The following is an 11,870-nucleotide window of genomic DNA, read 5'->3' on the forward strand; positions in this document are numbered from 1 at the left end:
GGCACAAATAGGATTCACCTTGAACTGTCTGGGTGGGTGCCGACCGTTGGTCGGCACAAATAGGATTCACCTTGAACTGTCTGGGTGGGTGCCGACCGTTGGTCGGCACAGAACCATCAGTCCCGTGAAGTGCCGGGCTCAGACATTGAATAGCTACGGGCCTACCTGGACTGATGGGGTTGCCCGATAGAAGAAGGCGGTCGGGAGGCACACGCTTGTACCCATGAACCGCGCACGCCTGAGGCTTGGCCGCCATTCCCGGATCGGGCAATCCTACATCCTGACGACCGTCACCCAGGGGCGTCGACGCTACTTCGACGATGCCACAGCGGCGCAGTTGGTGATGGACGTGGTCCGTCGCCTTGATACTGAAGGCCTGACGTACTCACTTGCCTATGTAGTCATGCCGGACCACATCCATTGGCTTGTGGAGCTCCGTGCGTTCTCGCTGGACTACATCATGCAACGATTCAAATCGAGCAGTGAATTGCGGATCAACCGCATGCTGGGCAGGACAGGACCATTCTGGCAATCGAGCTATCACGATCATGCCATTCGTTCTGAAGAATCACTGTTTCGCCATGCGATGTACATCGTCGCCAACCCGGTCAGGGCGAACTTGGTGAGCTGCGTGGGAGAGTATCCGTATGCCTGGTGCCGATGGGAGATCGATGGGAGGTACCAAGCAATGGATTACCCCGAGGCGGAGAGATAGTGCCGACCAACGGTCGGCACCCACCAATACCCAAGCCGACCAACGGTCGGCACCCACCAATACCCAAGCCGAGCAACGGTAGGCATCCACCAATACCCAAGCCGAGCAACGGGTAGGCATCCACCAACAGTTGTTTCCCAGCAGAAACTGCGGTTCAGCGCTTCTGCGCGAACAGCCACGCCCACATGGCCGGGTCGGCGTAGGTAGCGTCCCAGGCATTGTGATTGCCTTCCGGGTACTCGGTGTAGCGCACATCGCGTGCGTTGGCGCTCTGGAATGCGGCATGCAGCCTGCGGTCGTCATCCGGAGGCACCACGTCGTCCAGCGCGCCGTGGAAGATCCAGACCGGCGTGTGCTGCAGGCGCTGCGCGATCACGGCATACGGATCGGTTTCCTGGGCGACCTGCTCGACGAACAGGGTCGGGCGCTTTGCGCGTGGTGCCAGCACGGCACCGCACACGGGGACGATCGCGGCAAAGCGGCGCGGGTCATCCAGGGCGATGTTCCAGCTGCCGTAGCCGCCCATCGACATGCCGGTCAGGTACTGCCGTGCCGGGTCGGCGCCGAACTCGGTGATCGTCGCGTCCAGCGCGGCAACGGCCGCACGGTTGTTGCGGCCGCTCCATTCCTCATGGCCCGGTACCTGTGGAAACACCACCAGGGCAGGGAAGTCGGGATGCTCGCGCAGATAAGGCCCCAGCCCGGCGTGGGTCTGCTTGATGCCATCGGCGCCGCGCTCGCCCGAACCGTGCAGGAACAGGATGACCGGGACGTTGGAGGTTGCGGGCGTCTGCCCACCAGGGCTGCGGGCCTGCAGGCCCGCGGGAATGAACACCTGGTAGTAAGCCGTGTGCCCGTCCACCTTCACCGCACGTGCTTCGAAGCGGCCACGCGCGCTGTCCGGCAGCGAAGTGCAACCGCTCATCATCAGAAGGGCCAGCAATGGCAGCCAGCGCGACAGCAAACGGACCATGGGGTTTTCCGAAGCGGCGAGAACGCCTGCATCGTAGTCCGCCAACGTCGGCCCGGCATCATGCGCCGCGTCACTGCGGGCGCGGGAAGCTGGCGATGATGTCCAGCTGCTCCTGTGCCTCGGCATTGCCTTCGGCGGCCGCAGCCTGCACCTGCGCCATATCCGGGTGCAGCACCACCAGCAGCGGGTTCTCGCAGACCGGGCAGTCGTACTCGGTGGCGTCCTCGTCCAGCTCCATCTCCATGGCACGCGAGCTGCCCTTCCATTCGCAGGCCGGGCAGGTGTGCTGCTGGTCGCGCCAGCCGGGCTGGAAGTAGTTTTCTATCGTTGTTGCCATGGGTGTTCCCGTTGAGTGGGGTCCGAGCCCGCTTGGCGGGGCCCGATCCTTGATGCGGTCAGTGCAGCAGCACCAGGGTGGCCAGGCCGAGGAAGGTGAAGAAGCCCATCGAATCGGTCACGGCGGTCAGGAAGATGCCGCTGGCCAGCGCCGGGTCGAAGCCGAAGCGTTTCAGGGTCAGTGGCACCAGCACGCCGGCCAACGCGGCGAACAGCAGGTTGCAGGTCAGCGCGATGGCGATCACCGCCGACAACCCGGGCGAGTGGAACCAAGCGAGTACGATCAGGCCCAGCACCGAACCCAGCATCACGCCGTTCAACAAGGCGACCCGCACTTCCTTCCACAGCAGCGTGCGCGCGTTGGAGGCGCCCACCTGGCCCAACGCCAGGCCACGCACCATCAGCGCCAGCACCTGGGTGCCGGCGTTGCCTCCGAGGCCCGCAACGATCGGCATCAGCACCGCCAGCGCCACCAGCTTGTCGATGGTGCCCTCGAAGTGGCCGACCACGCTGGACGCCAGGAATGCCGTGCACAGATTGACCGACAGCCACATCAGGCGGCGGCGCATGGCGCGCCAGACCGGGCTGAACAGATCCTCGTCCTCGTCCAGGCCGGCGGCGCCAAGCGCCTGGTGCTCGGCCTGTCCACGGATGATGTCGACCACGTCATCGATGGTGATGCGGCCGACCAGGATGTTGTTGTCGTCCACCACCGGCGCGGAGATCCAGTCATGGTCGGAGAACTGGCGGGCGACCTCCTGGTCGCTTTCGCCGACATCGATCGCCGGTTGCTCGTCGTCGATCAGGCGGTTGATCGGGGTGGTGTCCTCGTGGGTCACCAGTGCCGCCAGCGACACCCGGCCGAGGTATTGATGGCGACGGCTGACCACGAACAGATGATCGGTGTGGTCGGGCAGTTCGCCACGCAGGCGCAGGTAGCGCAGCACCACGTCAACGTTGACGTCGGCGCGCACGGTCACCACGTCCGGGTTCATCAGGCGGCCGGCGCTGTCCTCGGGGTAGGACAGCACCTGCTCCAAGCGCTCGCGGTTCTCGCGGTCCATCGACTTGAGGACTTCGTCGATGACCGTGTCCGGCAGATCTTCGACCAGGTCGGCCAGATCGTCGATGTCCAGGTCTTCGACCGCGGCGATGATCTCGTCCGGGTCCATGTCGGCGAGCAGGCTCTCGCGCACGTCGTCGCCGACGTGGACCAGCACCTCACCGTCATCTTCCGGATCGACCAGGCCCCAGACCACCTCGCGCTTGCCCGGCGGCAGCGATTCGAGCAGGTTGCCGATCTCGGCCGGGGCCAGGGTGTTGACCAGGCGGCGCACCGGGCCCAGCCGACCGCTGTCCAGTGCGTCGGACAGCATCCGCAGTTGGCGCGCAGTCTTGTCGTGGCGTACAGCTTCAGCCATCGCAGCTCCCGCGGGATAAGAAAAGCCGCGATCCCGGCAAGGATGCGGCAACAGGGGTGTTCAGCGCGTCATTATCGCAAGGGGATGTTTCAACGCATAGCCGCCGGGCGGTGGTAGTGCCGGCCGCTGGCCGGCAAGCGGCCCCATCGAAGGCCATGAGGTTGCCGGCCAGCGGCCGGCACTACCCTTGGCGCTCAGGGCGTATCCGCCACCAGCGCCAGCCAGCGCTCGATCGCGCGGCGGTCGCGTGCGGCCAGCAGCTTCGGTGCGCGCGCGCGCAGCGCGGCCAGGTCGGCCTCGCGGATCGCGCGGCGCACCTCCAGCAGTGTGCCGGGGTGCAGGCTGAATTCGCTCAGGCCCAGCGCCAGCAGCAGCGGAGTCATCCGTGCATCACCGGCCATCTCACCGCAGACCGCCACCGGAATGCGATGCCGCGCGCCGGTCTCGATCACCATCTGCAGCAACCGCAGCACGGCCGGATGCAGCGGCGAATACAGCTCGCCCAGTGCCTCGTTGTTGCGGTCGGCGGCCAGCAGGTACTGCACCAGGTCGTTGGTGCCGATCGACAGGAAGTCGACCAGGTCGATGAAGCTCTCCAGCGCCAACGCCGCAGCGGGCACCTCGATCATCGCCCCCAGCGGCACATGGTCGGACACCATGTGGCCTTCGCTGCGCAGCTGTTCGGTCAGCTTGAGCATGCGCCGGCGCACCGCCAGCAGTTCCTCGCGGGTGCTGACCATCGGCACCAGCACGCGCAGCTTGCCGTAGGCCGAGGCGCGCAGGATCGCGCGCAGCTGGGTGTCGGCCACCTTGGGCCGTGCCAGCGACAGGCGTACGCCGCGCAGTCCCAGGGCCGGGTTTTCTTCGTTGCTCAGGGTCAGGCCGGTGCGGTCGGCCTTGTCCGCGCCCAGATCGAGCGTGCGGATGGTGACCGGTCGCCCGCTCATGCCCAACGCGGCATCGCGGTAGGTCTGGAACTGTTCTTCTTCGTCCGGCAGCTCGTTGCGCTGCAGGAACAGGAATTCGGTGCGGTACAGGCCCAGCCCCTGCGCGCCCAGCGCATGCGCCTGGGTGACGTCCTCCAGCGATTCGGCATTGGCCAGCAGGGCGATGTCGACCTGGTCGCGGGTACGGCTGGGTTTGCTGCGCAGGCGGCCGAGCTCGCGCTGCTCGCGCGCATGTTCTTTCAGGCGCGCGCGGTAGTCGCGCAGGTTGTCGGCCTGCGGGTTGGCGGTGATGCTGCCGTCGGCGCCATCGATGATCAGCACGTCGCCATCGGCGATGCGGCTGAGTAGCTGCGGCACGTTGACGATCAAGGGCAGGTGCAGGCTGCGCGCCAGGATCGCACTGTGCGACAGCGCGCTGCCGGCGGCGGTGACGATGCCGACCACGCCCTGCGCCTGCAACTGGGCAAGCTCGGAGGGCGCGATGTTGTCGCAGACCAGGATTTCACCGGCCAGGCCTTTCATCACCGGCGGGCGTTCGGGCTGCAGGAAGGCGTGGATGCGGCCGATCACATGGTCGAGGTCGTCCATGCGGCTCTTCAGATAGGCATCGTCCATGCCATCGAAGACCTTGGCCAAGCGGTCACGCTGCAGGCGCAGCGCATAGCCGGCGCTGTACGGGCCGCTGCGGATCAGCTCGTCCAGCCCGAACAACAGCTCGGGGTCGTCCAGCAGCAGGGCATGCAGGTCGAGGAACTCGCCCACCTCCTGGTTCAGGGCGCCATGCAGGCGCTGCCGCAGTTCGTGCATTTCGGTGCGCGCGGCATCCACCGCGCGGTGCAGGCGGGCCAGCTCGGCCTCGACCTGATGGGCGGCGACGCGCTGCTCGGCCACTTCCAGCGCATGTGGCAGGCGCACCCGCGCCCGGCCCATCGCCGCGCCACGGGCAGCACCGTGCCCGGCCAGCAGCTGTACCGGCCGCTGGCCGGAAGGGACCTGGCCGGCGCGCGCGCGTGGCACGCTCAGCTGTCCTCGTCGAAGCGGCGTTCGAACAGGCCGACCACCGCTTCCATCGCGGCGGCTTCGTCCTCGCCGTTGATGCGCACCGTGACCGGGGTGCCCTGGCCGGCGGCCAGCAGCATCACGCCCATGATGCTCTTGGCGTTGATCTCACGGCCCTTGGCGGCCATGGTCACGTTGCAGCGGAACGGCGCCAGGGTCTGCACCAGCTTGGCGGTGGCCCGGGCGTGCAGGCCCAGGCGGTTGCTCACGGTGAGTTCTCGTTCAAGCATCGTCGACTATCGCTCCATTACGGGTACCCGCCGCGGCTGTGGCGGGCAGTTGATCCAGTCCCTGTTCCGGATAATTCATCACCCGCAGCAACATCGGCAGGCTCAGCGCCGACACCCGGCGAACCGGGGTCCCCAGCCGGGCCAGCTGCCCGGCAAGGTTGGCGGGGCTGGCGCCGTACAGGTCGGTCAGGATCAGCACGCCTTCACCATTGTCGACCCGCCGCAGAGCGGCTGAGGCGAGCGGGAGCAGGGCGTCCAGGTCTGCGTCGAACGGTACTTCGAAAGCTTCGGTTTTCAGCGGCAATTGCCGCAGGAGCCGGGTCGCCACGTCTAGCAGGGCGGTCCCGACCCCGGGATGTGTTACGAGGAGAATGCCACAGGTCATTACTGCACGTTAACAGGTCAAGGTGAATTGGCGATAGCAGCAGATGAGGGGCACTGTGTCCCGTATTCAGTGTTGCTCGGGTCGGAGCCCATTTCCGTTGGAAAAGGATCCGACCCCATCCGTTTTTCGATGCCTGACCGGGATTCATCCACGCATGGCGTGGATCTACTGTGTCGACCAAGGTCGACACCCACCAACAGCACACCGCCTCGCCATCCCAGGGAATGCCGCTTTTGCTTTTGCTGTTGCCAAGCCGGCAGTGGCTACCCGCGGGTGCCGGGCGCAGCCCGGCCGCACCCCTCAATCCTGTTCGCGGTGGTAGGTCGCCACGTCTTCCCAGCCCATCTCGCGGGCATGCCGGGCCAGGCGCTCGGCCAGGAACACCGAACGGTGCTTGCCGCCGGTGCAGCCGAAGGCCACGGTCACATAGCTGCGGGTGCCATCCCCCAGCTTCGGCAGCCAGGTATCGAGGAAATCCATCAGCTGGGTCAGGTAGCGCTGCACGTCCGGCTGCGCTTCCAGGTAGTCGCGCACGCCCGGTTCGCGGCCACTCAGCGCACGCAGATCCGGGTCCCAGTGTGGATTGGGCAGCACCCGCGCATCGAACACGAAGTCAGCCTCGGCCGGCACGCCGCGCTTGTAGGCGAACGATTCGAACAGCAACGACAGGCCGGTGGCATGGTCCATCGTGAACTCGGTGATGATCCGCCGCCGCAGCTGATGCACGTTGAGATTGCTGGTATCGATCACCGCATCGGCCTCGCGGCGCAGCGGTGCGGTCAATTCACGCTCACGCGCGATCGCTTCGGGCAGCGACAGGCCCAGCTGGCTCAGTGGATGGCGGCGGCGGGTGTCGGCGTAGCGTTTGAGCACGGCCTCGTCGCTGGCCTCGAAGAACAGCACCTTCACTTCCACGCCGGCATCGGTGGCCAGCTGCCGCCAGTCGCCCAGCTGGCTCAGGTCGGCCTGGCCGCGCACGTCGATGCCTACGGCAAGGCGGCGTGGTGCGCTGCCGTCGTGGTTGGCCAGCAGGCTGCGCACGAAGTCGGGCAGCAGATTGATCGGCAGGTTGTCCGAGCAGTAGTAGTCCTGGTCCTCGAAGGTCTTCAGGGCGACGGATTTACCCGAGCCGGACAGGCCGCTGACGATGATCAGGGTCGGGGCGGAGGGGGTGACGGTGCTCATGGACAGGCTCTTCGAAGGACAGGGGAATCAGGGTGTTCGCCGTTCCAGCAGGTTGCTGTGGCGGGCGATGAACATGGCTGCCGGGTCGATGCCCTTGGTGCGCAGGATGTGCAGGCGGGTCGCGGCCTCGGTCAGCACGGCCAGGTTGCGGCCGGGCATCACCGGCAGGGTGATCAGCGGTACATCCAGGTCCAGCACATGGCGGGTGCCCGAGTCGCCGGTCAGGCGCTCGTAGCCATGCGGGGTGGGTTCGGTCATCGGCTTGGTCAGGTGGACGATCAGCCGAAGGTACTTGTTCTTCTTTACAGCCGTATCGCCGAACATCTCGCGCACGTTCAGCACGCCCAGGCCGCGCACTTCCAGCAGGTCCTGCAGCAGTTCGGGGCAGGTGCCATCGAGCACGTCGGGCGCGATCTGGGTGAATTCGGGCGCATCATCGGCGACCAGGCGGTGGCCGCGGCTGAGCAGTTCCAGCGCCAGCTCGCTCTTGCCCGATCCGGCCTCACCGGTGATCAGCACGCCGATGGAGTAGATCTCCATGAACACGCCATGCAGGATCACCCGCGGCGCCAGCGTACGCGCCAGGTGGTAGGACAGATGGTTGAGCAGTTCGTGGCCGCGCTTGGGCGACAGCCACAGCGGCGTGCCGGATTCGTCAGCAGCGGCGCGCAGGTCTTCCGGGCAGGCCTGGTTGCGGGTCAGCACCAGCGCCAGCGGGTGCGACTGCATGATCTTTTCGATGGTCTCCCAGCGCTGGCGCGGTTCCAGTGCATCCAGCCAGGACAGTTCCTCGGTGCCCAGGATCTGCACCTTGTTGGGGTAGATCGCATTGAGATAACCAGCCAGCGATGGACGCCGCGAGACCGTGTTGCCGGCCTCCAGCTCGCGCTTCTCGCCGGACTTGCCGGCAGCCCAGCGCAGCCCCAGCCGCTCGCGCTGCTGTTCGAACAGTTCACGGGCGGTGATGCTGGTATTCATGCGGCACTCGCAGGTGGGGTCATGTCCAGCGCCTCGCGCAGCGCCCGGGCATCGCCCGCTTCGCGCAGGGCTTGGCGGATGTCGGGCGCCGAAAACAGCTCGGCCAGCTCGGACAGCAGCATCAGGTGCTGGTGGGTGTAGTGGGCGGGGACGGCCATGGCGAACACCAGGTCCACCGGCTCGTCGCCACCGAAGTCGACCGGGGTGGCCAACCGCAGCAGGGCGCCGCGGGGGCGGTCCAGGGTTGGCGCGCGGCCGTGGGGAATGGCGATGCCGTGACCGATCGCGGTGCTGCCCAGCGCTTCGCGCTGACACAGGTTCAGATAGATCTGTTCGGCGTTGGCCTGGCGGCAGGCCAGCAACCCGGCGGCGGCCTGCAGGACGCTGTCGCGGTCGGTGGCCGTGCAGAGCTGGGTCTGCACGGCCGCCAGGAGGTCAGTCAGGGGCATGTCTGCGGGGAACGGTGGCGATCAGCCACCATTGTCGCCCACCGGCAGCGGTGCGTGCTGCTGTTTTTTCTCCTTGTGCTTGATCACCAGACGGTCAAGCTTGTCCGCAAGCAGGTCGATCGCGGCATACATGGTCTGGGCATTGGCCTCGGCGTGCAGGGTCTGGCCGGGGATGTTGAGGCTGGCGTCGACGTGGTGTTCGGTCTTCTGCAGCTTGAGGGTCACCCGCGCTTCGCAGTGCTGGTCGAAGTGTTTGCCGATCCGGGCCAGCTTCTCCTCTACATAGGACTGCAGGGCCGGGGTGACTTCGACATCTTTGCCAAACGTTTCGATGCGCATCGGGTTTCTCCTGTGTTCGGATGTGCCAATGAACCTCTCCGCCGGGCGCGGCGGCGCGTCAAGCGATTCTGACCCTTTCGTGCGAGGCGGAAATGTTCATGGCTTCACGATACTTCGCCACGGTGCGTCGCGCTACTGGAATTCCCGACGATTTGAGCAGGTCAGCCAGCTTGGCGTCAGAAAGCGGCTTGCGCGGGTTCTCGTCGTCGATCAGGCGCCGGATCATCGCCTGGATGGCCGTGCTGGACGCCTCGCCACCGCCCTCGGTATCGATGCCCGAGGCGAAGAAGGCGCGCAGCGGCAGGGTGCCGCGCGGGGTACGCACGTGCTTGCGGGCGATCGCACGCGAGACCGTGGATTCGTGCAGGCCGAGCTCGGTGGCGATCTCGCGCAGGGTCAGTGGACGCAGCGCCTGCTCGCCGAATTCGAGGAAGCCAGCCTGCTGCAGGATCAGGCTGCGTACCACCCGCAGCAGGGTTTCGCCACGCTGCTGCAGCCCTTTCAGAAGCCAGCGCGCTTCCTGCAGCTGGGCACGCAGGTAGCCGGCATCGGCATCACCACAGCGTCGGATCAGCTGCTCGTAACCGCGGTGGATCACCACCTTCGGTCCGGCATGCGCGGCCAGCGCAGCGCGCCATACGCCGTTCTGCCGCCACACCACCACATCCGGCACCACGTAGGTGTCCTGCGACAGCGGTGCGATCTGCGTGCCCGGGCGCGGGTCCAGCGAGCGCAGCAGGGTGACTGCCGTCTCGACCTCGTCCAGGGGCTGTTTCAGTTCATGGGCCAGCCCGGCGACGCCGCTGCGCGGCAAACGTTCCAGCGGGCCTGCGGCAATCTGTCGCGCCAGGATCAGGCCGGGCGTGTCGCCGGCCAGCACATCCAGCTGCAGCAGCAGGCATTCGCCCAGCGTGCGTGCAGCCACACCCACCGGATCGAAGCGCTGGATGCGATGCAGCACGGCGAGGATCTCGTCCTCGCCGGCGTGGATCGCCGGCAGCAGGGTTTCAGCGATGGTGGCCAGCGGCTCGCGCAGGTAACCGTCGTCGTCCAGTGCATCGATCAGTGCGGCACCGATGCTGCGATCACGCGAGGACAGATGCGACAGATGCAGCTGCCACAGCAGATGGTCGGCCAGTGTTTCGGTTTCGGCTACGCGCTCGGCGGCGCTGCCATTGTCGTCGTCATCGTCGAAGCTGCCGCCGCTGCCGGCCGCGCTCCAGTCCAGTTCGGCCGGTGCCCAGTCGTCGCCGGCAGCGGTGCGTTCTGCGGGCGCGTCACTGTCGTTGCCATCGCCGGTTTCGTTGGCGGCACCGCTGCTGTCACTGCTGTCGGCCCAGTCCAGCAGTGGATTGCTTTCCACCGCCTGGGCGATTTCCAGCTCCAGCTCGGTGGTGGACATCTGCAGCAGCTTGATCGCCTGCTGCAACTGGGGCGTGAGCACCAGTTGCTGTCCCAACGATGTCTGCAGCCGAGTCTTCATGCCTGTGCCGAAGGGAAGGAGAGGAACCCGGCGACTGCTTCACAGCTTGAAGGAATCCCCGAGGTAGACGCGACGTACATCGGCGTTGTCCAGGATCGCTTCCGGCGAACCCTGGGCCAGCACGCTGCCCTCGGCGAGGATATACGCGCGGTCGCAGATACCCAAGGTCTCGCGCACGTTGTGGTCGGTGATCAGCACACCGATGCCACGCTGCTTGAGATGGGTGACGATGCGCTGGATCTCGCCGACGGAAATCGGGTCGACGCCGGCGAACGGTTCGTCGAGCAGGATCAGGCGCGGCTGCGCGGCCAGGGCACGGGCGATCTCGCAGCGGCGACGTTCGCCACCGGACAGGCTGGCGCCGAGCTGGTCGGCGACGTGGCCCAGCTGCAGTTCGTCGAGCAGGCTGTTCAATTCACGCTCGCGGCCAGCCGAATCCAGGCCCTCGCGCAGCTCCAGCACCAGGCGGATGTTGTCGGCCACGGTCAGCTTGCGGAACACCGACGGCTCCTGCGGCAGGTAACCCACGCCCTGCTTGGCCCGGGTATACATCGGGTCGCCGGTGATGTCCTTGCCGTCGAGCACGATGCTGCCAGCATCGGCGGCAACCAGGCCGACGATCATGTAGAAGCAGGTGGTCTTGCCGGCGCCGTTGGGGCCGAGCAGGCCGACCACTTCACCGGCGTCGAGGGTCAGCCCGAAGTCCTTGACGACTTCGCGTTGCTTGTACTTCTTGCGCAGGCCCTTGGCGACGAGCATTACTTCCTGCTCTGCCGCTGCAGCTTGCTGTGGTGGCCTTGGGCTGTGCCGCAGGTGCGGCCGGGGTCTTGTTCTTCGGCGGGATGACGGTGCGCACGCGGCTGCCGTCACCACCGGAGTTCATTTCGCCGGTGCGGGTGTTGTAGACCATGCGCTGGCCGGCATTGGTGCCGCGCGCGCTGGTGACCTTGTAGTTGCCGGTCAGGGTGATGATCTCGGTCTTGATGTCGTAGTCGATGCGATCGGCCAGCGCGTCCATCCAGGTGCCATCATCGAGCTGCTGCTTCATCTTGGCCTGCTTGCCGGTGAACACCACACGCACCGCTTCGCCGTCCTTGAGGTAGATCTCGGCCTCGGACGAGCGCAGGTCCAGCGTGCCCTGGGTGATGATCACGCCCTGCGACAGCACGGTCTTGCCGTCGCCGGTGAGCATGCCCGACTGGGCGCCGGAATCGATGTGCATGTCTTCGTTGCGGTCGGTGGACTTGGCGAAGGCGGCGCTGGGGACAAGAAGACCAAGCGCGAGTACGGCGGCAAAGGGAATCTTCATCGGGGTCCGTTCTACCGGTGGGGGCCTCCCGGGTGGACCGGGGGCGGGCGGGTGGGGCTGC

The 11,870-nt window shown here is 66.4% G+C and carries 14 protein-coding genes; 1 reads left to right on the forward strand and 13 read right to left on the reverse strand.

Going from position 1 to position 11,870, the window contains the following annotated elements; all coding sequences use genetic code 11:
- Positions 1-223: 223 nt before the first annotated feature.
- Entirely contained in the window at positions 224-715 is a 492-nt protein-coding gene (locus ACZK45_RS04845; RefSeq protein ID WP_180838213.1) for an REP-associated tyrosine transposase, read from the forward strand.
- Positions 716-869: 154 nt separating this feature from the next.
- Here the strand turns inward: ACZK45_RS04845 and ACZK45_RS04850 are convergent, their stop codons facing one another.
- The 13 genes from ACZK45_RS04850 to lptA form a co-directional block, all read right to left on the reverse strand.
- A complete protein-coding gene (locus tag ACZK45_RS04850; protein ID WP_180838214.1) occupies positions 870-1,688 on the reverse strand; it encodes a carboxylesterase family protein in 819 nt (272 codons plus the stop codon).
- 70 nt (positions 1,689-1,758) lie between these two features.
- Positions 1,759-2,025, reverse strand: a complete 267-nt coding sequence (locus tag ACZK45_RS04855; RefSeq protein ID WP_010483664.1) for a hypothetical protein — start codon at positions 2,023-2,025, stop codon at positions 1,759-1,761.
- Positions 2,026-2,083: 58 nt separating this feature from the next.
- Entirely contained in the window at positions 2,084-3,445 is a 1,362-nt protein-coding gene (gene mgtE, locus ACZK45_RS04860) for a magnesium transporter (RefSeq protein ID WP_010483662.1), read from the reverse strand.
- Positions 3,446-3,639: 194 nt separating this feature from the next.
- The gene (gene ptsP, locus ACZK45_RS04865) at positions 3,640-5,409 is read right to left on the reverse strand and encodes a phosphoenolpyruvate--protein phosphotransferase (protein ID WP_100437450.1); all 1,770 of its coding nucleotides are present in this window, start codon (positions 5,407-5,409) and stop codon (positions 3,640-3,642) included.
- A gap of 2 nt (positions 5,410-5,411) precedes the next feature.
- A complete protein-coding gene (locus ACZK45_RS04870; RefSeq protein ID WP_005408385.1) occupies positions 5,412-5,681 on the reverse strand; it encodes an HPr family phosphocarrier protein in 270 nt (89 codons plus the stop codon).
- Entirely contained in the window at positions 5,674-6,066 is a 393-nt protein-coding gene (locus ACZK45_RS04875) for a PTS sugar transporter subunit IIA (RefSeq protein ID WP_049462131.1), read from the reverse strand. Before ACZK45_RS04875 ends, ACZK45_RS04870 begins: the two co-directional genes overlap by 8 nt.
- A 300-nt stretch (positions 6,067-6,366) precedes the next feature.
- A complete protein-coding gene (rapZ, locus tag ACZK45_RS04880; RefSeq protein WP_032130190.1) occupies positions 6,367-7,251 on the reverse strand; it encodes an RNase adapter RapZ in 885 nt (294 codons plus the stop codon).
- 27 nt (positions 7,252-7,278) lie between these two features.
- Positions 7,279-8,229, reverse strand: a complete 951-nt coding sequence (gene hprK, locus ACZK45_RS04885; RefSeq protein WP_005408388.1) for an HPr(Ser) kinase/phosphatase — start codon at positions 8,227-8,229, stop codon at positions 7,279-7,281.
- On the reverse strand, positions 8,226-8,678 hold the full coding sequence (locus ACZK45_RS04890; protein ID WP_032130191.1) for a PTS sugar transporter subunit IIA: 453 nt from the start codon (positions 8,676-8,678) through the stop codon (positions 8,226-8,228). Before ACZK45_RS04890 ends, hprK begins: the two co-directional genes overlap by 4 nt.
- A 21-nt stretch (positions 8,679-8,699) precedes the next feature.
- A complete protein-coding gene (hpf, locus tag ACZK45_RS04895) occupies positions 8,700-9,017 on the reverse strand; it encodes a ribosome hibernation-promoting factor, HPF/YfiA family (protein WP_004147311.1) in 318 nt (105 codons plus the stop codon).
- Positions 9,018-9,075: 58 nt separating this feature from the next.
- Positions 9,076-10,500: an RNA polymerase factor sigma-54 gene (locus ACZK45_RS04900; protein ID WP_478445528.1), complete on the reverse strand. Its 1,425-nt coding sequence runs from the start codon at positions 10,498-10,500 to the stop codon at positions 9,076-9,078.
- Positions 10,501-10,539: 39 nt separating this feature from the next.
- Positions 10,540-11,259: an LPS export ABC transporter ATP-binding protein gene (gene lptB, locus ACZK45_RS04905; protein WP_049400688.1), complete on the reverse strand. Its 720-nt coding sequence runs from the start codon at positions 11,257-11,259 to the stop codon at positions 10,540-10,542.
- On the reverse strand, positions 11,177-11,809 hold the full coding sequence (gene lptA, locus ACZK45_RS04910; RefSeq protein ID WP_478445529.1) for a lipopolysaccharide transport periplasmic protein LptA: 633 nt from the start codon (positions 11,807-11,809) through the stop codon (positions 11,177-11,179). The genes lptB and lptA overlap by 83 nt, the downstream gene beginning before the upstream one ends.
- Positions 11,810-11,870 lie beyond the last annotated feature (61 nt).

Source organism: Stenotrophomonas sp. 63632_Sma (genome assembly GCF_056482875.1).